The organism is Nitritalea sp. (assembly GCF_054166705.1).
This window is the reverse complement of the sequence record NZ_JBSZCV010000008.1, coordinates 510,165-533,063: the sequence shown is the minus strand read 5'-3', so window position 1 is coordinate 533,063 and position 22,899 is coordinate 510,165. Positions and strand designations below refer to the sequence as shown.

At 46.5% G+C, this 22,899-nt stretch carries 19 protein-coding genes; 10 read left to right on the top strand and 9 right to left on the bottom strand.

Annotated features, from left to right (window positions below; translation table 11 throughout):
* The first annotated feature begins 36 nt into the window (after window positions 1-36).
* Window positions 37-2,868, top strand: a complete 2,832-nt coding sequence (locus ACXIT9_RS06250; protein WP_458055367.1) for a M16 family metallopeptidase — start codon at window positions 37-39, stop codon at window positions 2,866-2,868.
* A 101-nt stretch (window positions 2,869-2,969) separates the two neighbouring features.
* Here ACXIT9_RS06250 and purU read toward each other — a convergent pair whose 3' ends face one another.
* Both purU and guaB read right to left on the bottom strand, forming a co-directional pair.
* Entirely contained in the window at window positions 2,970-3,824 is an 855-nt protein-coding gene (purU, locus tag ACXIT9_RS06245) for a formyltetrahydrofolate deformylase (RefSeq protein ID WP_458055366.1), read from the bottom strand.
* Window positions 3,825-4,045: 221 nt separating this feature from the next.
* Complete coding sequence (guaB, locus tag ACXIT9_RS06240; RefSeq protein WP_458055365.1) at window positions 4,046-5,524, bottom strand: IMP dehydrogenase; 1,479 nt, start codon at window positions 5,522-5,524, stop codon at window positions 4,046-4,048.
* Between the two features lie 329 nt (window positions 5,525-5,853).
* Here guaB and ACXIT9_RS06235 point away from each other — a divergent pair, with 329 nt between their 5' ends.
* From ACXIT9_RS06235 to ACXIT9_RS06220, 4 genes are all read left to right on the top strand, one after another.
* On the top strand, window positions 5,854-6,234 hold the full coding sequence (locus tag ACXIT9_RS06235; RefSeq protein ID WP_458055364.1) for a hypothetical protein: 381 nt from the start codon (window positions 5,854-5,856) through the stop codon (window positions 6,232-6,234).
* Complete coding sequence (locus ACXIT9_RS06230; protein ID WP_458055363.1) at window positions 6,227-7,627, top strand: LruC domain-containing protein; 1,401 nt, start codon at window positions 6,227-6,229, stop codon at window positions 7,625-7,627. Before ACXIT9_RS06235 ends, ACXIT9_RS06230 begins: the two co-directional genes overlap by 8 nt.
* Window positions 7,628-7,789: 162 nt before the next feature.
* Complete coding sequence (locus ACXIT9_RS06225) at window positions 7,790-8,170, top strand: hypothetical protein (protein WP_458055362.1); 381 nt, start codon at window positions 7,790-7,792, stop codon at window positions 8,168-8,170.
* A complete protein-coding gene (locus ACXIT9_RS06220; protein WP_458055361.1) occupies window positions 8,163-9,572 on the top strand; it encodes an LruC domain-containing protein in 1,410 nt (469 codons plus the stop codon). The genes ACXIT9_RS06225 and ACXIT9_RS06220 overlap by 8 nt, the downstream gene beginning before the upstream one ends.
* Window positions 9,573-9,682: 110 nt before the next feature.
* On the opposite strand, the gene ACXIT9_RS06215 is transcribed toward ACXIT9_RS06220, so the two are convergent.
* Window positions 9,683-10,867: an RsmB/NOP family class I SAM-dependent RNA methyltransferase gene (locus ACXIT9_RS06215; RefSeq protein ID WP_458055360.1), complete on the bottom strand. Its 1,185-nt coding sequence runs from the start codon at window positions 10,865-10,867 to the stop codon at window positions 9,683-9,685.
* Window positions 10,868-10,962: 95 nt separating this feature from the next.
* On the bottom strand, window positions 10,963-12,078 hold the full coding sequence (locus tag ACXIT9_RS06210) for an NAD(P)/FAD-dependent oxidoreductase (protein WP_458055359.1): 1,116 nt from the start codon (window positions 12,076-12,078) through the stop codon (window positions 10,963-10,965).
* Window positions 12,079-12,173: 95 nt separating this feature from the next.
* Here ACXIT9_RS06210 and ACXIT9_RS06205 point away from each other — a divergent pair, with 95 nt between their 5' ends.
* Complete coding sequence (locus tag ACXIT9_RS06205; protein WP_458055358.1) at window positions 12,174-12,599, top strand: Fur family transcriptional regulator; 426 nt, start codon at window positions 12,174-12,176, stop codon at window positions 12,597-12,599.
* Window positions 12,600-12,606: 7 nt separating this feature from the next.
* On the opposite strand, the gene ACXIT9_RS06200 is transcribed toward ACXIT9_RS06205, so the two are convergent.
* The gene (locus ACXIT9_RS06200) at window positions 12,607-12,837 is read right to left on the bottom strand and encodes a hypothetical protein (RefSeq protein ID WP_458055357.1); all 231 of its coding nucleotides are present in this window, start codon (window positions 12,835-12,837) and stop codon (window positions 12,607-12,609) included.
* 170 nt (window positions 12,838-13,007) lie between these two features.
* Between ACXIT9_RS06200 and ACXIT9_RS06195 the strand changes: the two genes are divergently transcribed.
* On the top strand, window positions 13,008-13,481 hold the full coding sequence (locus ACXIT9_RS06195) for a YcxB family protein (RefSeq protein WP_458055356.1): 474 nt from the start codon (window positions 13,008-13,010) through the stop codon (window positions 13,479-13,481).
* 49 nt (window positions 13,482-13,530) lie between these two features.
* Here ACXIT9_RS06195 and ACXIT9_RS06190 read toward each other — a convergent pair whose 3' ends face one another.
* Window positions 13,531-14,031, bottom strand: a complete 501-nt coding sequence (locus ACXIT9_RS06190) for a fasciclin domain-containing protein (protein ID WP_458055355.1) — start codon at window positions 14,029-14,031, stop codon at window positions 13,531-13,533.
* 249 nt (window positions 14,032-14,280) lie between these two features.
* On the opposite strand from ACXIT9_RS06190, the gene rlmH reads away from it, so the two are divergent.
* Together rlmH and ACXIT9_RS06180 are read left to right on the top strand one after the other, a co-directional pair.
* On the top strand, window positions 14,281-14,754 hold the full coding sequence (gene rlmH / locus ACXIT9_RS06185) for a 23S rRNA (pseudouridine(1915)-N(3))-methyltransferase RlmH (protein ID WP_458055354.1): 474 nt from the start codon (window positions 14,281-14,283) through the stop codon (window positions 14,752-14,754).
* A gap of 122 nt (window positions 14,755-14,876) precedes the next feature.
* On the top strand, window positions 14,877-15,638 hold the full coding sequence (locus ACXIT9_RS06180) for a 3-oxoacyl-ACP reductase (protein ID WP_458055353.1): 762 nt from the start codon (window positions 14,877-14,879) through the stop codon (window positions 15,636-15,638).
* Window positions 15,639-15,789: 151 nt separating this feature from the next.
* Here the strand turns inward: ACXIT9_RS06180 and ACXIT9_RS06175 are convergent, their stop codons facing one another.
* Complete coding sequence (locus ACXIT9_RS06175; protein ID WP_458055645.1) at window positions 15,790-16,482, bottom strand: response regulator transcription factor; 693 nt, start codon at window positions 16,480-16,482, stop codon at window positions 15,790-15,792.
* The gene (locus tag ACXIT9_RS06170; protein WP_458055352.1) at window positions 16,472-18,196 is read right to left on the bottom strand and encodes an ATP-binding protein; all 1,725 of its coding nucleotides are present in this window, start codon (window positions 18,194-18,196) and stop codon (window positions 16,472-16,474) included. Before ACXIT9_RS06170 ends, ACXIT9_RS06175 begins: the two co-directional genes overlap by 11 nt.
* 232 nt (window positions 18,197-18,428) lie before the next feature.
* Here ACXIT9_RS06170 and lysA point away from each other — a divergent pair, with 232 nt between their 5' ends.
* Window positions 18,429-19,655, top strand: a complete 1,227-nt coding sequence (lysA, locus tag ACXIT9_RS06165) for a diaminopimelate decarboxylase (RefSeq protein WP_458055351.1) — start codon at window positions 18,429-18,431, stop codon at window positions 19,653-19,655.
* A gap of 170 nt (window positions 19,656-19,825) precedes the next feature.
* Here the strand turns inward: lysA and secDF are convergent, their stop codons facing one another.
* Window positions 19,826-22,804: a protein translocase subunit SecDF gene (gene secDF, locus ACXIT9_RS06160; protein ID WP_458055350.1), complete on the bottom strand. Its 2,979-nt coding sequence runs from the start codon at window positions 22,802-22,804 to the stop codon at window positions 19,826-19,828.
* Between the last annotated feature and the right edge of the window lie 95 nt (window positions 22,805-22,899).

Genomic DNA, 22,899 nt, shown 5'->3' with positions numbered 1-22,899 from the left:
ATGTATCTTGTAGGGAAATTAAAACATATCAGTACCATGAAAAGATTTTTAAGCGCTCTAAGCTTTTTCCTGCTATCGCTTTGGGCGGTGCAGGCCCAAGAAATCGCTTTGGACCCTAGGGTCCAAACGGGAAAACTACCCAATGGCTTCACCTATTACATCCAGCACAACCCAAAACCAGCTAATAAAGTAGAACTACGCCTGGTCGTAAATGCAGGCTCTGTACTAGAGGAAGATCATGAAAGCGGTTTGGCACATTTTACAGAGCATATGGCTTTTAATGGCAGTGCGCATTTCGAGAAAAACGAGCTGGTCTCTTATCTGCAGCGCGTCGGGGTACAATTTGGCGGCGACCTAAATGCTTTTACCAGCTTCGATGAAACAGTGTATATGTTGCCTATTCCCTCTGATGACCCAGAAGTCCTCGAAAATGGCTTCCTCGTCCTGCGTGACTGGGCGGTGGGCCTGAGTTTCGAGGAGGAAGAAGTGGAAAATGAAAAAGGAATTATCGAAGAAGAGTGGAGGGGAAGTTTAGGCTTTTCACAGCGCTTCAGTCAAACTTTAATAAAAACACTTTTAGCCGGCTCAGCTTATCCTGACCGCCTTCCAATAGGAGACATCGAAATCGTTAAGGGCGCCGATGCTGCGACCCTCCGTGGATTTTATGAGCGCTGGTATCGTCCTGAAAATATGGCCCTTGTAGCTGTGGGAGATGTGGATGAAGCCATCCTACGCCAATTGACGGAAAAATATTTTGGGGATATCGCCCCGACTGCAACGGGTTTTACACGACCACAGATCGTGGCTCCTATGCCCACTGCTCCCGTAGCCAAAGTTTTACGTGATGAAGAAGCGCCTGGAACGATTTCCCTGTTAGTTTACTCGCTCCCAGCCGTAGGCTATGGGAGCCAAGGGGCTCTTCGCGAACGTCTTCAGTACACGCTTTACGCGGCGCTCCTAAATCAGCGTTTTGCAGAGCTTTCAGAAGAGCCAGACAGCCCCTTTTTATTTGCGAGCGCCTCTTATTCTCCTTTGGTGCGCTCCGTCGATAACTTCATGCTCCAAGGGGTAGCTAAAGACGGCGCTGCAGAGGCCACTTTGAGAGCACTCGCCATAGAGGCTAATCGTGCAGCCCAACATGGTTTTACTGCCCAAGAAATCGAGCGAGCGAAAAAAAGTATTCTAAATAATGTGGAGCGCAGCGCTAAGGAAGCGGACAAAAAAGAGTCGGCTGCACTTGTTAGCCGCTATCAAAGCCATTTTCTAGGTCAGGGCTTCGGTATGGATGAAGCTACTACCCTGGCCATTTACACAGATTTACTCCCTAAGATCAGCGTAGCGGATATTCAGCGCGCAGGGCAACAAATGATCCAGCATGAACGCTCTGCAAGCTTCTTCCTAGCTCCTCCAGTTGTAGCCGGAATTCCAGAAGAGGCCGAAACCTTTCAGCTCCTTGCAGAAGTGGCAGCCATGGAATTGGCCCCCAAAGATGAGGAGTTACTCGCTGAAAGACTCCTCGCCGAAGTCCCAGAAGCAGGACGAGTGGCCTCTACCCGCTATCATGAGGACCTAGACGTGAAAGCAATCACTTTCGAGAATGGTGCACGTGTATTTTACAAACAGACTGATTTTAAAAACGATGAAGTTTTATTTCGTGTGCTAGGAAAGGGAGGCATCTCTCTGACGGCCGAAGAAGATCATTATAGCGCCATTTCAGCAGGAGTGCTGGTGAATACCATGGGAGTGGGGGATTTCGACCCTACCCAACTGAAAAAAGTGCTTGCCGGCAAAAGCTTGAGTGTAACGCCAAACATCGGCCGCTACAGTCAAGACATGAGCGGATACTTTAGCCCAAAAGATGCAGAAGAAGCACTGCAGCTGATTTACCTCTATTTCACTGCTCCACGAAAAGATGAAAAACTCTTCCAAGTGTATATTAACAATAACAAAGAATACTTACGCTCAGCCGCAGGGAATCCAGACTTTCAATTTTCAGTAGCGCTAAGTGAATTGATGGCCAATAACCATCCCCGTGCCATGGGTATAAATTCCCCAGAGCAGTTTGATCGAATCAACTTAGACAGGGCAATCCATATTTATAGAGAACGTTTTGCCAATGCAGGAAATTTCGACTTCTTCTTCACGGGGAATATCGATCCGGAGCAGTTTGAGACTTTAGCCGCCCAGTATATCGGAAGTCTGCCGGGTACCTCTACACGAGAAACGCCACAGGCCCTTGCTATTTTTCCGCCACAGCAGGTAAATGAACGCTTTTTTATCGGTCAAGATCAAAAAAGTACTGTTTTTTTACGCTATGGTACGCAGGCGCCTTACACGAAAGAAGAAGCCAGAGCGGTAGGCTACCTTTCCGATGCACTTTCTATTATTTTGATCGAAGAAATTCGTGAAAAGCTCTCTGGGGTATATAGCATATCGGCGTCAGGAGAGGCCAGCAGAGCGCCCGATTCTCAATACGGCCTATCGATCTATTTTCCATGTAGCCCAGATCAAACAGAAACACTCATCGCGGCGGTACGGGAAGAATTACAAAAAATAGTGGAAAAAGGTATTCCGGAAGAGACGCTAGCGAAGGTAAAAGAGAAAAGAAAGCGCTCCTATCGGGAAAGTTTGAATCGAAATGCCTACTGGAATGCACAGCTTACAGCGATTTTCCATGAAGAAAGTTTTTCTGCTGAGGAATTATTTGGCTATGAAGAAATCATCGAAAACTTTCCTGCAGAAGCCGTACAACGTATGGCAGCCAAACTCTTTAAAGAAGAGCAGGCGCTCGTCGTGCAACAGTTACCTGCTGATTTTAATCCCGAGATTTCTGCTACTGAAGCTATTTTGGAGGAAAGCATGCCTTAAAAGCGATCGAATTCGCTGGGATCGTATCTAAAAAATGCTTCTTTTAAGCAAACTCTGAGAGCCTCACCGCCTGCGTGAGGCTTTTTTATGGCTCTAGCTGTTTAGTAAAAAATGACCGTTTTATTACCGACTGACAATACCTTACGCTCCAAATGATATTTGATAGCCTTCGAGAGCACTACTTTTTCGATATCTTGGCCGATCTGCACCAAGTCTGAAATCGTATTATGATGCCGTACACGAGCGACATCCTGTTCGATAATAGGACCCGCATCTAAGACTGCCGTCACATAATGCGCTGTAGCTCCTATAATTTTCACTCCGCGCTCATAGGCAGCATGATAGGGCTTAGCGCCCACGAAAGCCGGCAAAAAAGAGTGGTGAATATTAATAATCGTATTCGGATAACGGGAAACAAAATCTTCCGATAGCACCTGCATGTAGCGAGCCAGTACGATAAAATCTACCTGATGCTCAGCCAAAAGTGCCAGTTGCTCCGCTTCGGCCACCTCTTTCTCCCCCGGCTTAACGGGTACATGATAAAAAGGAATGCCGAAAGCCTCCACGATGGGACGCAAGGTTTCATGATTGGAAAGCACAAAAGGAATTTCAACTTGAAACTGCCCTGAAAAATAGCGACTCAACACATCGAAAAGACAGTGCGACTGCTTACTGACAAAAAGTGCCATTTTGGGTTTTGCATTTTCAATATAGAGCTGATGCTTCATGCCGAACTTTTTCCCTATAGCCAGCTCAAATGTGGGTAAAATATGCGCCTCAGGTAAAGAGAAAGTGTCCAGCTCCCAAGCAGCGCGCATAAAAAACATGCCCGACTCTTGGTCCACATGCTGGTCTATTTCTAAAATATTTCCATAATGTGCAAAAAGAAAGTCAGAGACTGCTGCTACTATGCCCCGCTGATCTGGGCACTGTATAATCATGATGGCTTTTTTCATAGCGAACGTATTTTGGGTTAGTGCATGTCGTAAAACGGTAAAGTTACTCTTATTTCCTATAAATACGCGAAATATATACAATATTTATAATGTTTTATCTATTTTGATGCAGATTTAATAATTTCTAAGCAGCTGGGGAACAAAAAAAATAGACTGAAATGCTCAGTCTATTTTTTACTAGAAAGGAAGGTCCATCCTTTCTTTTCTTTTAGGAGTAGGAATTACATTTTCGCCGAATAATTCGGTGCCTCCCGAGTGATGCTGATATCATGGGGGTGTGATTCTTTCACGCCCGCCGCTGTAATTTTTACGAACTTGCCATCACGCTGCAGTGCATCGATCGTCCCCGTACCACAGTAGCCCATACCTGCTTGTAAGCCTCCTACCAACTGGTAAAGCACTTCGGCTACTAAACCTTTATACGCCACACGGCCGACGATACCTTCAGGCACCAGCTTTTTAATGTTATCTTCTGCGTCTTGGAAGTAGCGGTCTTTAGATCCGGACTCCATCGCTTCTAAGGAGCCCATTCCTCGGTAACTTTTAAATTTTCTTCCTTCGAAAATAATCATTTCTCCAGGAGCCTCTTCGGTACCCGCCAGAAGGGAGCCGATCATAATGGAGGAGGCGCCTGCGGCAATGGCCTTCACCAAATCCCCTGAATAGCGGATTCCACCATCTGCGATGACGGGGATTCCTTTGCCCTTCAGGGCTTCAGCACATTCATACACAGCAGACAGCTGAGGAACGCCTACGCCCGCAATCACTCGTGTGGTACAAATGCTCCCTGGGCCTACGCCAACTTTAACTGCATCCGCTCCTGCTTCTGCAAGGGCTAGGGCAGCCTCTGGGGTCGCTATATTTCCGACGATGACCTCTAAATCTGGAAAAGCCGCCTTAATACGCCGGCATGTTTCGATAACCCCTTTCGAGTGGCCATGCGCCGTATCGATGGAAACTACGTCCACACCTGCTTGCACTAAGGCTTCTACGCGCTGTTCGATATCTGCCGTAACGCCGACAGCGGCACCGACGCGCAGACGACCGTATTCATCTTTACAAGCGTGGGGTTTATCTTTTCTCTTAAGTATATCTTTATAGGTGATCAGGCCGGTGAGCTTGTACTGCTCATCCACGATCGGAAGTTTTTCGATTTTATATTCTTGGAGAATTTCTTCGGCAGCTTCCAAGGTTACACCTGCCTTGGCCGTGATCAGCTTTTCTTTCGTCATGATATCCTTGATTTTCATCTGAGGATCTTTGATGAAGCGCAAGTCACGATTCGTGATGATACCTTTTAATACGCGATCGGCATCGACGACAGGAATTCCACCAATGGAAAATTCGCGCATGATAGCTTCTGCATCTTTTACGCGGGCTTCAATATCCAATGTAATGGGGTCGAGAATCATTCCCGCTTGAGAGCGCTTTACTTTGCGCACCTGCGCCGCTTGCTTCTCGATGCTCATGTTTTTATGAATGAATCCGAGTCCCCCTTCCAGGGCGATGGCAATAGCCAGCTCTGCCTCCGTCACCGTGTCCATGGCGGCGGAAACAAGGGGAATGTTCAAGCGAATGTTACGTGTAAGCTGGGAGGAGGTATCCGTATCGCGAGGTAAAACTTCCGAATAGCCGGGTACCAGAAGCACATCATCGTAGGTGAGTGCTTCAAAGAGGAATTTATCTGAATTTCTGTTCATGGCAAATTTGGTTAGGGAACCCTATTTGCCCGTCAAAGATACGTCGCAAACGCGATATATACCAAATTTTTATTGGATGTAACGCATCTTTTTCTAGTCGACAGTATTTCATTTTGAACCTAAGGGAAACCAAGCGTCTTAGAAAATTCAGATAATATTTCCCTTACACCTATAGCTGTGTTATCCTTTTTTATTAAAAGGCAGTAAATGAAAAAATACAATTCAATAAACTAAAAATTCTTTATCGAAAAAAAACCACCTTTAGTCGAAAAAAAAATAAGCAGAGAAATACACACACTAGTTTTGGGACAAGATAAACAACACACCAAATGAAAAAACTCTTTTATGTCGCCCTCTTGGCTTTCGGAACTTTCGCATGTATGCCCGATGAAGCTCCTGTAGCCAACAATGATCTCGATGCAATCGCAATCGATGCTCCCCAAGGTTTCACCTGGTCTAATTTTAGAACGGTGAATATTAACTACGCACCGCTACAAGCGCCCATAGATTTTTCAGCTCTGTTTACCGTGAAAACGACAGAAGGTGTGGTGCTTTATCAGGCACTTCAAAACGCTAACACTAGTCTTTCTTTAGCGCTGAGCCTACCGGCTCAAATGGACCGAGTAGAAATTAGCTTCGGAGCCTTAACTGTATCTGCCAATGCAAATCAATCTGACATCCTTTTCCAAATCCCTACGAACAATGAATAAGCTCCATATCCTTTTCTTCTCTGCAGCCCTTTTCTTATTCACGTTTAGTGCGCAGGCACAGCAGCAAGTGACCAATGACATGGAACTGGGTGATCGAGGTTTATACACGTGCTGGGTCTTCCAAGGATTCGCTATTAACAGCACCATTTCAATGAACGGAAATTTCTCTGCTCGTTCAGGTCAGGTCACCAATAATGTAAGCTTAACTGCCCAAGCGATTACCACACCTTGGTTGCGGCCTGCAGCAGGTAATATCACGTTCAAAATACGCCCTGATGGTGGTGCAGGAACTAGCAGAAGAGTATTAGTAAGTTACATTCCCGTTAATCCAAATACTCCTACACAAAATGGTACTCCGGTTACTTTCTTTACGCAAGAAATTCCTGACTTCCGTGAGTCAACAGTGCGCACGGTGACGGTTCCAGTTCCTGCAGCTATCGTAGGACAGACGCACCGCATCCTCATTTCCTTCTTAGGCGAAGGAGGTACAGGACGTTTCGGTGTAGATGACATCGTGGTCCCTGGTGAATACTGGGCAGACCCTACAAACAACTGCCTTCCAAAAGTGGAGCCTGTTATTCCTCCAGATGTAACTACCTCCATCTTAGGAACAAATGACTTCAGTACCCTTATGTTTGAAGATTTATGGCCTGGATTAGGAGATTATGACTTTAACGACTTCGTCGTAGGCATTAAAGCAGAAAAAGTGAGTACTGCATTAGATGGCATCCTAAAAGAAATCAAGCTTGAAGTTCTGCCAAGAGCTGCCGGAGCTACGTTCCGAAACAGCTTTGCAGTAGCTTTCCCGACAATCCCAAGCACGGCCGTCACAGAAATTACAGGAACAGTTAAAGGCGGTTCCACGCTCTTCTCTTACCAAGGGAATGGTGCAGAAGCTGGACAGAGCACACTATCTGTTATCATAATCGAGAACATCAATCAAGTGATCCCTTTCGCGAATAATCCGCTTAGAAATGAGTCTGCAGCACCGTTCACACCAGAACCTTTCACTGTTACCATCAAAGTGCGTGAGAGTGCTGGTATCAAAGCAGATCAAATAAGCTACGAGACCTTTGATCCCTACTTGATCGTAGATCAAAACCGAGGACGTGAAATTCACCTTCCCGGCCGTCAGGGTACTAGTCTTTCTGACCCAAGTCTCTTAGGTACGAGTTCAGACAATAGCCTTAATGGTCTAAGTTATACCTCCACAGCTAGAAATTTACCTTGGGCGCTTCTGGTCCCTAAAGAGATCCCTTTCATGCAGGAAGGCGTAGACATCACCGAAGGCTACCTCAACTTCCCTGAATGGGCGAGATCTGCGGGCGATAAATTCCCGAACTGGTTTGAAAACAATAGCGGATTCCGAAATAATAGTAAGCTTTTCCGCTAAGAGAAAATATCTCGAAACGTATTAAAAAAGATTTGTTTATCTAAAAAGGAGGGTGGTTCGCTCTCCTTTTTTTGTTTTATCGAAAATTATAGAGCTTATATCGAAATAAAATGCTAAAAAACTGAAATCAAGCTACCTTCATAGCAAATAAAATAAACGGACATGAAAACACATCTTTTTTACTTGCTCTTGGTACTCTTCGCTTTCGCCTCCTGCATGCCGCAGGAAAATCCGTCAGTAGAGAACCTTTTAGACCCAAACTCTATGAGCGCGCCTCAGGGTTTTAATTGGTCCAGTTTTCGTTCCGTTCAAGTAGAATTCGAGCCTCTCAAGGCTCCTATCGACTTCAGCGCACTCTTTACGGTTAGCACTCCGGAAGGCGTAGTCCTGTACCAGGCGCTTCAGTCTGCTAATGAAGCCTTACGCATCGAAGTGGCAGTACCCGCTCAGATCGAGCGCTTAGCTGTAAGCTTCGGTTCATTAAGCGTAAACGCAAATGCCCGTCAATCTACTATCACCTTTAACTTTCCTATAAATGACTAAGCTTTTTTCATCTTTCGTATCCATAGGGCTAATCGGACTGCTCTGGAGCCCACTTGCTCAGGCCCAAGTCGTACTGGACAATGAACTCGGCGCAGTAGGCCAATACCGTACCATTTGCTGGGAATTTAACAGCATAAACATTCACTCTTCTGTAGATATTTCAGGCAATCACATCGCCAGAACGACTAGTCCTGTGAATACGGCCACCATTGGGGACCAGAGCTTGCTGACCCCCTGGCTAAACTTAAGTGCTGGAAACATCACCTTTAAGCTTAAAACAGATGGAAATTCAGCCACGGTACGTAACGTACATGTTAGCTTCATTCCTTTCGCCGCTAACGCATCGGGACAAAAAGGAACACCCCAGCATTTCTTCTCAGCAAACTTAGATGCTCCTACCGACATACGCTTACGTACCTACTCCGTACCCGTACCCGCGGAATTAATCGGTAAATCGGGAAAAATCATGGTCTCTTTTACTGGAAACGGCGGAAATGGACGTATCGCGCTAGATGATCTCGTAGTCCCTGGGCGCTATGCCTCGGATCCTACTAAAAACTGCACGCTAGACACCTCTGTCACACCAGCCGCAGATATTACCAGCTCCATTTTTGGTACTTCAGGCTTCAGCACGGTGATGTTCGAAGACTTATGGCCGGGATTAGGTGATTATGACTTTAATGACTTAGTTGTCAACCTAAAAGCCGAAAAAACGACTACCGCAGCAGGTATTTTAAAAGAGATCAAATTGACCGTTTTACTTAAAGCTGCCGGCGCGGCTTTCGATAACAGTTTTGGGATCGCTTTTCCAGGTATACCCACTGAGGCAGTGGAATCAGTAAGTGGCACCCTAAAAGGAGGAATGACGAGCTTCAGTTACTTGCCTTCTGGAGCAGAAGCTAACCAAACAAGGCTTTCAGTGATCGTCATCGAGAGTGTACATGCCCTAATTCCAACTGCAAACAACACGCTACTAACAGGTAATGCAGGAACTATGCCTGAACTGGCTCCATTCGAGGTGCTCATAAAAATAAAAGGAAGCGCTGCCCTTAGCGGTACTACCGTGACAGCAGAACGCGTAGACCCCTTCCTGATCGCCAACCAAACACGTGGACGTGAGGTCCATCTTCCCGGAAGATCAGGCACTGACTTGGTAGACCCTTCCCTGTATGGGACAGCTGCTGATAATAGCGAAATAGGCGTTAGCTACACCTCGAAGACGACGAACCTCCCTTGGGCTATCCTGATTCCCGAAGAAGTTCCCTTCATGCAGGAAGCAAAACCTATCACTGAGGGATTTCTTAAAATGAGTGACTGGGCGAAATCAAAGGGAACCTCTTTCGTCGACTGGTTCTCCGATAAACCCGGCTATAGAAATAACGAAAAGTTTTTTGGAAAATAAGCCTATAAGAATAATTTGTGTGTATAAAATGGAAAAGAGGAGCACCTAAGGTACTCCTTTTTTTGTTTCCACTTCTGTCAGTAGCCTTTGGGCCCCTGGCCCAAAAGACACTAACTTTTTTTCAACTTCGCCACATAAAAGCCATCAAATCCGCTCTGATGTGCGAGCACATGCTGCTCTTCTAGGAGCTGAAATGCATGGCCCGGAGCACTATTTAAAAACCTATCTATCTGCTCCCTATTTTCAGCTGGCAAAATACTGCATGTCGCATACACCAAAATACCTCCTGGCTTTAACATGCTCGTATACCCCTGCAAGATCTCCTGCTGGATGGCGCCTAACTCCTCGAGGCGCTGGGGACTCAACTTCCACTTCGTATCTGGATTTCGCTTCAGGACACCCAAACCCGTGCAAGGAACATCGAGAAGCAAACGGTCGGCTGAATCCCGCAGACGCTTGACCGTTTTCGCCTCTATCTCGCGTGTCTCCAAAATAGAAACTCCTCCCCTTCGCGCACGCAACTTGGCCTGCTTCAACTTCCAGCCCTCAATATCCATCGCGAGCACACGCCCCTTATTCTGCATCAATGCCGCGATATGCAGTGCCTTTCCACCGGCTCCTGCACAGGCATCGATGACCCGCATGCCCGGCTCTACCTCTAAAGCCGCAGCGACCAGCTGTGAGGAGGCATCCTGAATCTCGAAGGCACCTTCTTTAAAAGCCGGATGTTTAAAAATGTTTTGACGCTGCTCCAGCACGAGCGCATCCGGATAGCCTTTCGGCGCGTAAGCCTGAATACCATCTGCTGCTAATCGATTTTTCAACTGCTCCCGCGAGTTTTTAAGTGTATTCACACGCAGCACCACTGCGGCCTGTTGGTTCAGCGCCTGAAGCTCTGGCTCCCAAAGGTCCTGCAGACCAGCGGCACCCACTGCATCAAGCCAGTCGGGAATGGAAGCTTTTACAGCCCGATTTTCCAGCCCATCGAGCGCTTTGCGGACCGCGTCCGCCTGCACATGTTTAAACTCCTCCCAAGCAGGGAGCATATGCCCGGCCATTAAATAATAGGTCGCAAAAAGGCTATAATAATCCTGCTGAGGGCTAATTTCACGTAAAAGCCGCCACCAGCGCACCATTTCGTAGATGCTTTCTGCCACAAATGCCCTATCGCGTGCCCCCCACTTGGGGTTCGCCTTAAATAGGCGCTCGATAACCTTATCGGTATAGTACCCCTGTTCGAAAATTTGCTCGAGCGCGAAAACGACACCGCGGACAGTATTTGGAAATAATTTCATGTCTCTTAAATTGGGCAGTAAAGATAGCCATTATTTTTTGCCCTTAGGGGCAAAGGAAGCTACCAAAGGATGGAAGCCTTCCATATGCCAGTAAATTAAAAAGGCTGGCCATGTGTGCGGGCCATCAGCTGGGTACTAAGGGTAGGGCTGTAGCGCAGGAGACCCACAGCTATTCGGGAGCCTGTGCCTGCCCCGAAAAGTGTCTGGATCATGCGGCCGATGCGCAGGCGGCCGTAAAATAAAGCGTACCAACTTTTCGCATAGCGCTGGCGGGCGATTTCAGGAGAACTGCTTTCATTGATGGCCTCGGCCGCTAATTTCGCCGTATGAATGGCGATCGCCATGCCATTTCCACAGAGAGGAGTGATTAAGCCCGCCGCATCTCCTAACATCAAAATATCCTCTTCAATCGGGCTTTTTTTTGCAAAGCTTACGGAGGTAATCACTTCAGGCTTTTCAAATAAGAACGTGCTATTTTCGAAAATCTCTTTCAGTAAAGGGTTTTGATACAGGCAGGCGGCCTCCATTTCCGAGATAGAACCATACTTCTTCAAATCTTTTTGGCTCCCCAGGTAGCAGAGGTTGTACCGATCGCCTTCTACTTTATTCATCCCACAGTACCCGCCGGGAAAATTATGCAGCGCCACGGTATGGGGGTCGAAATCACTTCTCACATGGTATTTAACCCCGATGTAATTTCCCTCTCGCTGCATGAAATCGCGTTGAAGGGTTTTATCCAAGCGAGACCTTTTGCCGAAGGCGCCCAGCACGAGGTCTACCTCACGCCACCCTCCGCGCTGAAGCATTACCTGCATCTGTTTTCCCTTTTTACGCACATCGAGGGCCTGTTCCTTTTCGAGCACCTCGACTCCTTCTTGAAGGGCTCGCTGATAAAGAAAAAGATCTAAGGCATAGCGGCTGATCCCGAAGCCTCCTAAATCAAGCGGCAAGGCAGCCTGTTTACCGTCCGTGGAAGAGAGCAGGAAGCGGTTGATCTCCGCCACCTCATCGGGAGGCAAGAGTGCTTCACGTTTTAAAAAGGCACGCACCTCATTCGAGATATACTCTCCGCAGACCCGGTGAAAGGGATAGGCTTTTTTCTCTACTAGGGTTACCTGGTGACCGGCCTTACGCAGTAAAATAGCGCTAACAAGACCCGCGAGTCCTCCTCCGATGATAAGCACGGTATATGTATGAGCTGGTTTAGGCATAAATAGAAGCCGGTACGCTGTAATTTTTGGGATACTAAGAGTAAAACCCTAATTTAGGAGGAACGTTTACATACTACGTATATTTGTTAAAACAAATGGAAGAACTGCTGCAGCAAAAAAAATTACGGATAACAAAGTGTCGTTTAGATGTGCTCACTTTAATGGGGGAAAGGAAAGAAGCACTCTCACATGCCGACCTCGAGCAAGTTTTGACTCCAGAGCATGATCGCGTGACACTTTACCGAACCCTAAAAACTTATCTAGAAAAGGACATCGTGCATAAGGTCCTCGACGATAGCGGGGCGGTGAAGTATGCTTTATGCAGTCACGATCATGTTCATGATACACATGAAGAAGGCCATGTACACGATCATGTACATTTTAAGTGTGAGGTTTGTGGGAAGACGACCTGTGTGGAGTCTGCCGTTTTACCTAAAATCCACTTACCAGAGGGGTTCTTGGAAAAGGAAGTTAATTTACTTATCCAAGGCGTCTGTAAGCAGTGTAATGCCCTAAGTTAAGGAATGCTTACACTTCTACAGGCTCTTTGGGGCCCACGCGCTTGGGGGCATCAGATGGCCAAATGACCCCTGGTGGTAGATCTATTTTCGGAGGTGTGCTATCTTCGATACCCCCATCTCCGTCATCTCCATTATCTCCTCCTCTCTGGAAGCGGGCTTTGGTCATAGTAGCGACAAAATATATCAGCACCACATACGCCACCCCACATAATATTAAATCTATGATCAAGCTACTCATATTCTTTTGAAAATTTCTTTTAAGTTACTACAAAGAATTTTATCTACCAATAGTCTAACCGTTTAGAATCCATAATGATTTAATTTTTTCCAAAATAATCAGGATTAGGGGATTCCGTTTGTTAAATCGCGTGGATAGGTCGATATTTGCAGCTCGAATACCATACCAAAATGATCGTTAAGACCAAAAAATATCAGTTAGATTCTGGCACTTACATTAAAACAGGCCTTGCTAATGTATTAAAAGAGCAGTGGTGGACCATCCTTATCGCCGTAGGCATAGCCTGTGGCTATTTTTGGATTGCCTCTTGGTGGTGGATTAGCATGGCCCTACTCGCCTACCTCCTCTATGTCCTTTTCTGGTTGATCCAGTTCGCTGGCGTCACGCAGATGGAGCAGAATAAGGCCATGTTCGATAAGTTATCCTATGAAATCGACAGCCGCCAGATTTTGATGCGCCTAAATGCGCGGCAAGGCATGCCGATCAACTGGTCTCTGATTAAGAAGGTAGAGAAATCGAAGGAGGCCTTTGTACTCACCATGTCGCGTGCACAGTTTATCTATCTCCCTTACACCATCTTTAAATCTGAGAATGAGATCAAGTTTTTAGAGACCATTCTCAAGCGCAAAGGGCTTATGGCATAAAAAAAGGCGGTATTTCTACCGCCTTTATTATTTTGTAGGATAAGGAAACTTACATAGGAGGTAAGATAACGGCATCGATAACATGCACGACTCCATTAGAAGCTTCGATATCAGCAGTGGACACATTTGCGTTATTCACCATCGCTTTTCCATTTTTCAAGGAAATGGTCACTTCAGCACCCTGAGCCGTTTTCGCCTTCATACCGTCTTTCAGGTCTTTGCTATAAACTTTTCCAGGTACTACGTGATAGGTCAATACAGCTACTAACTGCGCCTTATTCTCCGGCTTTAATAACTCTTCTACTGTTCCAGCAGGAAGTTTAGAAAACGCCTCATTCGAAGGAGCGAACACAGTAAAAGGACCATCTCCCTGCAGGGTACCCACTAGATCACCTGCTTTTACAGCGGCAACTAAAGTAGATAAGAAATCTGTTTTGGAAGCTAAGGCCACGATGTCATCGTTTGCAGGAACAGATGCATTTTTGTTTACGGTAAATGCGGAGGCCAACACTACGGTTAGCACAAGCGCAAGAGTAAGTAGATTTTTCATGGTAGTAAATGTTTAGATTACCTATAGAAAAGCTAGGAATTCAAAGAATTGTTTTTCAAATAGTTAAAATAAATTGTTTAAATTTTCATATACATTTTTAGGAAGTACCTACACATTCTGAGGAAGTAGCCATGCCTTTGGCCCTTTAGGGCAAAACCCAAATCGGAACACATCCAAGACCATCCATCCGTAGAAAGCTTCGAGTAGTAAGTAGAATCCGCTAACTTTAAGGTTCCAAAGCCTGATTACATGCAGATAAAAATTATCGCCATCGGCAAAACAGACGAACATGAGCTAGAGGCGCTTTATGCGAAATATTTAAAGCGTCTGCAATTCTATCTCAAAGTGGAGCTGGAGGTCATCCCGGATGTAAAGGGAGCCAAGCATCTTTCCGAGGCCAGCCAAAAGGAGAAGGAGGCGGCACTTTTTCTAAAACGAATCCAAGACAGCGACCGGGTCTATCTGCTCGACGAGGGAGGAAAAATCTTTACCTCTAAGGAGTTCTCCGTTTTTTGGCAAAAACAGATGAATGCGGGTTGGAAGCAGGTCATTTTACTCATCGGGGGTCCCTATGGCTTTGCCTCCAGTGTGTATGATCGTGCAGATGGATCCCTGTCCCTTTCGAAGATGACCTTCTCGCATCAGATGGTGCGCTTGTTTTTACTAGAACAGGTTTACCGTGCCTACACGATTTTAAACGGTGAGCCCTACCATCATGAATAACTAGTGAAATTGGCTGACGCCAACATTCACGGAAAAAGAATTTTGTCACATAACACAACGCTCCTTTATACAATTGAGTATAGTGAGGTAAAAGAAAAACAAAAGCTCTACTTTTTGAAACCATGAAAATCCAAGACCAAGTAGTTCTTATCACCGGAGGGGCGAGAGGCTTAGGAAAAGCCATCACCAAAGCCTTTGCGGCCGAAGGCGCGCGAATTGTTATCAACTTTTATCAAAGTGAGCATGCCGCTAAGGCTTTAGCCGAGGAAATCGGGGAACGTGCCGTGGCTTTGCAGGCAGATGTGCGCGATGCCGGCGCGGTGGAGGCCATGCTACGCCAAGCGGAAGTGTATCACAAGGCACCTGTTACTACCTTGGTGAACAATGCGCTCATTGATTACCGCTTTGACCCCAGTCAAAACACGCAATACGAGCACCTGAAATGGGAAAATATGGAGGCACAGCTTACAGGAACGCTAAAAGGGGCGCACCACTGCATCCAAGCCTGCTTACCCGCTATGAAGGCGGCCAAATTCGGGCGTATCATTCAGATAGGCACCAACCTCTTCCATAACCCTGTGGTCCCCTACTACGATTATACCACCGCCAAAGCAGCACTTTTAGGTTTCAGCAGAAACCTGGCCCGCGAACTAGGCGCCCATAACATCACGGTCAACATGCTCTCGGGTGGCCTGCTCCGTACCACTGACGCAAGTGCAGCCACCTCCGATGCAGTCTTTGACATCATTCAAACCAATACGCCTCTTCAGCGGGTTACCCAGCCGGAAGAGCTGGCCGATGCCTGCCTGTTTTTTGCATCCCCCTGGTCACGCGCCATCACCGGACAGGATCTGATCGTGGATGGAGGCATGAACATGAAGTAAACCCACACTTGGCAAAAAAAAGAGGCCTTTCTATCCAGATGAGATAGAAAGGCCTTGATGTTGCCACATCCATAAACCTATATCAATACGTTGCCGAAGCGCGGTAAACATGGAAGACCACTGCTTCAGTCTAACAGAAAGGCAGGAGAAATTAGGCCGTGGTAACTACCAATTTATACCCCTCTCCATGCACGGTAATGATCTGCACCTGGGGGTCTGCTTTTAACAGCTTACGAATCTTACTGAGGTACACATCCATGCTCCGTGCATTAAAATAGCTATCATCGCCCCAAATTTGCTTAAGGGCTAAACTTCTATTCACCTGCTTGTTTACATCGGCGGCCAATATCCGGAGGAGCTCATTTTCCTTACTGGTTAGCTTATGCGTGCCATCAGGACCCTCCAGCCGCTGCTCATCATAATGGAGCGTGAAGCTTCCGAATGTTAAAACCTTCAGGGCCTGTGTGTCCGCTTTCGCGCTGCGCTTTAAAATAGCGCGGATGCGCAAAAGAAGCTCTTCCATGCTGAAGGGCTTGGTCATGTAATCGTCGGCGCCCAGCTTTAGGCCCGCGATAACATCCTCTTTTTGATTCTTTGCCGTCAGGTAGATTATGGGGATTTCAGGCTCCAGTTGCTTGATATCCTTTCCCAGCGTAAAACCGTCTTTTTTCGGCATCATAACATCCAAAACCAACAGGTCGAAAGCCCCCTTTTTAAAGCGATTCCAACCCTCCTCACCGTCACGGCAAAGGGTGGCTTGGAAACCTTTCATTTCTAGATATTCTTGTAAAATATCACCTAAGTTAGGATCATCTTCGACGATAAGTATGCGGTTAGGATTCATCATGTTTTGGGATTTTTATGGTAAATGTACTGCCTTTTCCTAGTTCACTTTCGGCCAAAACCTGGCCCTTATGCGCCTCGACCATAGCCTTCACGTAGGCTAAGCCTAGGCCAAAACCTTTTACATCGTGCACATTACCCGTGTGAACACGGTAAAATTTGTCAAAAATATGCCGAAGAGCTTCCTTAGACATGCCGATTCCTTCATCCGAAATGGTCACGACAAAGTACCCTTCCTCTGCTTGTAAACGAAGCGTTACCTGTGGGGCCTCTTTAGAATATTTAATAGCATTATCCAAGAGGTTATTAAAAATGTGTGTGATATGAAAGGGATCTGCTTCCACCCAGGCACCTGCCGAACTATGTAGCTGTATCTGCCCCCCTTTGCGTTCTATCTGAAGCGCTACCTGCTGCGTACAGCCACTCAGTACTTCATGCAGATCGATGCGCTCCTTTTTTAAAGAAAACTGCTGCTTATCTAAGGTGGCGGCCTGTAATACCTTCTCTACCTGCTCGCCTAGACGTTTGTTTTCCTGATTAATGACCCGCAGATAGCGATCACGAAAACGCTGCTGATGCACGAGCTCGGGATCCTGAAGGGCTTCCACGGCGAGGCTAATCGTCGCGATAGGAGTTTTAAACTCATGCGTCATGTTGTTAATGAAATCATTTTTGATTTCGGAAAGCTTTTTCTGTCGGATGATCGTACGAATAGCATAGATAAAGCAAAAAATAATGATCCCCATCAGCACCACACTACTGGAAAGAGGTAGCCAGATCTGCTTGATAATATAATTCGACTTATGTGGGAAATGCAGGTAAAGGTAATTTTCCTTTCCTAAAATATCTTTTGGAAACAGGCGCGCACGAATACTTTCTTCTGATGGAACTAAGGTATCTCCCAGCATGTCCAGGAGTAAGGGATAAAACTTCCCTTCGTCCGTCTCCACGCCCATCTGAAAAGGCTCTTGAATACCCTTGGCTTGGAGATGCTCCTGTGTGAGGCTGATGACACGCTCCACATCGAGACGCTCCATGACAGCTTTTTGGCCGGAAAGCAGTTCCTCCATCGCCCGATTCATGGCATCTATTTTATAATTGGCATTACGGATTTTTTCTAACGCATCTTTCGGAAGCCGAACCTGCTGTACCACCTCCACCCTTTCGGTAGAATAGCCAATTTGCTCTTCCTCTAAGCGCTCCTGCTCTTCGAGATACTGCATCTGACGCTCGCGCTCCTGCAGGAGCACCTCCATTTCATCTGGAGTAAATAGCGCTGAGGCACGCTCGGGCGTAAAATAGGTAAAAAAAGCATCGATATCAGCTAAAACAGCGGCGTCGATGCCTCTGATCTCCAATAAGCGACGAAAACGGGGCGTGAAAGTGGGAATAGACTGAAAGCGAAGAGAATCCATGATGGAAGGTCGCGAATACCGAATCTGTGTTTGCTGTACCTCCACGATAATGGGATCTATACGCTTAAAAAGACTCCGCTGCAAGGTGGTGTCACGCGCCAAAATATTTAAAAATATATCACTTGTCTCTCCTTCTTCCAGTCGCACGATGGTCCGGTTTAAAGCATCTACGGCCTGCTGGGTGAAGCGCTGCTCCTGGACATAGAAGGCACTATTAATCCAATAGTACTGAAAACCCACCATTCCCAGGCTCGCCAGTACCATCAGCACGATAATCACCTTCATGGTCGCTTTACTCATAAAACAAAGTTACACTTATCCTATAAGAGAAATCGGCTACTTAACAACTTTTAACGGCAAAAATATGCTTTAAAATTACCAAAAACTCAACATTCTGCGATTCTTCTACGTATTTAGAGTAGTTTCTTAAATTAAGCATAGTTTGATTATATAGATATAAAGAAGGAAGGCGGGTGTCTTCCTTTTTTATTTCCCCTTGTTTCCTAACTTTGCTAGCTGAATGAATAAGCTTATGCAGGCACAACCTACCCATATTCAAGGGGTTTCTCTTTTAACGGTCGCCGATACCTTCGGCACGCCGGTCTACGTGTACGACGCTGAAAAAATACAAGCACAGGTAAAACGTTTACAGGAAGCGTTTAAATCTGTTCCGCTACGCATAAAATATGCGACAAAGGCACTTTCTAATTTAAGCATTTTAAAACTTTTACGAAAATCCGGCACAGGAGCCGATGCCGTTTCCATAGAAGAAGTCTTGTTATGTCTAGAGGCAGGTTTTGCACCTGAGGACATCATGTACACGCCGAATATGGTCAGCTTCGCTGAAATACAGCAAGCAGTCGAACTGGGTGTCATGTTAAACATCGACAATCTTCCCATGCTGGAAAAATTCGGAGAAGCCTATGGAGCGACCGTGCCTGTTTGTGTGCGCCTAAACCCACATATCTTAGCTGGAGGTAATGCGAAAATTTCGGTCGGACACATCGACAGTAAATTTGGCATTTCCATCCTTCAGGTGAAGGCCATCACCGACATCGTAGCGCGCTACCAGCTGCAGGTTACTGGCCTGCATGTGCATACCGGCTCGGATATTTTAGATGCAGCTGTCTTTTTAAAGGGTGCTGAAATCCTCTTTGATGCGGCAGCATCCTTCCCTGACCTCCGCTTCCTCGACTTCGGGGGTGGCTTTAAAGTAGCCTATAAGCCCGGAGATATCGCCACGGATATGGAGGATATCGGTGAAAAAGTGTCTGCTGCCTTCCTCGCCTTTTGTGAGCGCTATGGCCGTAAGCTGGAGCTCTGGTTCGAGCCTGGAAAATTCCTCGTCAGCGAGGCTGGATTCCTATTAGTTCGCGCGAATGTGGTGAAGTCCACCCCTGCCTCTACCTTCATCGGGGTCGACAGTGGGCTGAACCACCTCATCCGACCGATGATGTACGATGCCTATCACAGCGTCTATAACTTAACGAAGACGAGTGGCTCCGAGCAGGTCTACACCATCGTGGGCTACATCTGTGAGACGGATACCATCGCCGCAGAACGCAGACTACACACTGTGGATACTGGTGACATTCTCGTCATCCAAAATGCGGGCGCTTATGGCTTTAGCATGGCATCTAACTATAATTCACGCATGCGTCCCGCAGAGGTCCTTATTTACGAAGGAGAGGCCCACCTCATTCGTAAACGTGAAACCTTCGAGGATTTACTACGGCAGCAGGTGGTTTTACCTATTTAAATGCATATACGGCCTGTCGGCCAAAATGAACGAAAAGGGTAGAGAGCATTCTCTACCCTTTTTTTTGACGGCAAGGCACAGCAGTGCAAACATGAAAAAGCCCTTTCCAGAAGATCCGGAAAGGGCTTAGGCTTTCTTTGCCTACGGCAAAACAGCTTCCAATTTATCGCTTAAACTGTCTTCTTCGCTGGCTCAGCATCTTCCTGCTCCAGCTCCCGCTTCATTAAATCTACTACCACTGGAGTAGCGATGTAAATAGAAGAGTATGTACCTACGAGAACCCCTACAAGTAAAGCTAAAGAGAAGCCTCTTAACACCTCTCCACCGAAGATTAATAGCACCAACACCACGATTAAGGTCGTCGCCGAGGTAATTAAAGTCCGCGCCATGGTCTGGTTGATGGCATCGTTAAAGAGCTTTACCAGCTTACTAGAGCCTCTGTTTTCCATGTTTTCACGGATTCGGTCGAACACGACCACCGTATCATTAATGGAGTAACCGACGACAGTAAGAAGTGCGGCGATGAATACTTGATCTACCTCCACATTAATACCGATAGCCGATACAATCGCAAAAGCGGCGATCACAAATAATGTATCGTGGATAAGGGCAGCGATGGACGCTAAGGAGAACTGCCATTTTCTAAAACGTAGCAAGATGTATAAGAAGATCGCTAAGATCGCGAAGAACATCGCTTCAGCAGAGGACTTTTTGATAGAATCCGCCACTGTAGCTCCTACTTTAGAGGAACCTGTGATAGAGAACTCACCCGGAGCCAAAGTGCTAGCGTCTGCCTTGAAAGTGCTGCCTGTCACCTTGGCTAGTCCTTCACGTACGCGACGCTCGACTTCTGCGTTAGAAGCATCATCGTCCTCATTTATCAAGTAAGAGGTCGTTACCTTCATCACGTTATTGGCACCATAAGACTTTACTTCTACAGCGCCATCTAGATCTGCATCCAGGCCGACTTTGATATCAGAAGCGACGACTGGCTCGCTGAACTCGACGATATAAGAACGTCCCCCCGTAAAATCTACCCCGAATTTAAGTCCAGAAACTACCGCCAGCACAAGCCCCACTACGATGATAGAGGAGGAAATCAAATAAGCCACCTTACGTTTGCCTAAGAAATCGATATTTAAATCGGCCAAGCCCCCTTTCTTCGCCAGAGGAGAAACAAAAGAAATACTTGACTTATCGCCTTTAGCACTCATCCAGTGTACGATAACGCGTGTGATGAAGACAGCAGAGAAGAAGGACGATGCGATACCGATCATTAAGACGATCGCGAAGCCTTTTATTGGGCCCTGGCCCAAAGAATATAAAATCGCTCCTGTCAAGAAGGTCGTAACATTCGAATCGAGGATCGCTGAGAATGCCTTGGAATATCCATTATTAATGGCTGCCATTAAGGTAGCACCACTGCGCAACTCTTCCTTGATACGCTCGAAGATAAGTACGTTCGCATCGATGGACATACCGATCGTCAAGACGATACCTGCGATACCCGGTAAGGTAAGGGCAGTTCCTAGCTGCGCGAGGATTCCTAAGATGAAGAAAATGTTAAAGACAAGTGCTGCGATAGCTACAAAGCCACCTTTAGAATAGTAGGCGATCATGAAGAGCACCACTAAGACAAGGCCTGAAATCATCGAAACGATCCCTTGGCGCTGCGCTTCTTTACCTAACGTAGGGCCGATGATGGCTTCCTCTACGATTTTAGTAGGCGCAGGAAGAGAACCCGACTTCAGGATATTAGCTAAGTCTTTTGCCTCCTCGATGCTAAAGTTTCCGGTGATTTCAGACTGACCACTTGGAATCTCAGACTGAACGGTAGGAGCGGTATACACAAAATCATCTAAAACCACTGCGATGCGACGACCGATATTATCTGCCGTTAAGCGTCTCCACTTACGAGCTCCTTCGGCATTCATCTGCATAGAAACAGCTGGACGGGAGCTTTGATCTAGGGTCTGACGGGCATCCGTCACCACATCTCCTTCTAAAAGCGCCTGATCGGAGGAGCGGTTAACACGAATACCATAAAGCTCTAATAACTCCATACCGTCTGCCTGCTGCGGCTTCACAGACCAGAGTAGCTTCAAGTTACGTGGCATCAAGCTTTTCACATCTTCACGCGCGAAGATTCTGTTGATCGTTACGGTGTCTCGGATGTCATAGACGAGTCCATAATTCGCTTTGGTAAGTGAGAAGATGGGGGATACCTGAGAAGAAAAATCATCTCCATCTTCGATTTCGGAAAGCTGACGCTCTAAGTCGATTTCGCCCTCTTCAGAGGTCGCTTCTTCAGAAGTTTCGGCTTCCTCTGTGCTGGTAGAGGCCGTCGTTTTTTTGGCTTTCGCCTCTTCTACGAGAAGGGTATTAATGGCTTCTAAATCTCCGATATACTCATTGATTTCGACTACTTCCCAAAACTGGAGTTTCGCCACTCCCTGTAAGAGGTTACGCACACGCTCTGGGTTGTCTACACCTGGAAGTTCGATCTGAATACGGCCAGAACCCTGAATCCGCTGAATGTTCGGCTGGGAAGTACCGAAACGATCCACACGCGTTCGTAAGATGTTAAATGAACGCTCTATCGCATTTTCTACTTCTGTATTAATGATAGATAAAATCTCTGAATCAGAAGACTCTAAAGAGATACGACCACGATTGGCTGCTGTAGCGAAAACGCTATTTAGCTTGCGATCGCCAGCTTTATCTTTCCAAGCACTGTAGAAAAGGTCCGCGAAATTTTGATTGCTTGTTTTCGCTTCTTCTACTGCCTGATCGACGGCCGCATTAAACATGGGGTCCTTACTGTTACCCGCTAGACCGCGTACGATTTCGGTAGGAGATACTTCGAGCGTCACTTGCATACCCCCCTGAAGATCGAGACCTAAACCTAATTCGATTTCTTTAATTTCCTTGTAAGTAAAGGAGGCGCCTAAGAAATTATAAACAGGTAGGCGGTAGATGGAGTCCAAATACGCTTGTCGCTTGACAAAGTCGACGTTACCATTTTCATCCGTGGCGTAGGCGACCGCTTCTTTTTGGATGTTATTCGAGACAAATGTGAATGACAAGTAGTACAGGCAGAGGCCTGTAATCACGACCGTCAAAAACACAATGAGGCCTTTGTTACGCATAGTAATAGTAGAAATATAAAGTATAAAGTATGATTACATGAATGAGTGACAGCGAATCAGCTAGATGCTGGCTGTCAGATGTGTAGGAATAGGTG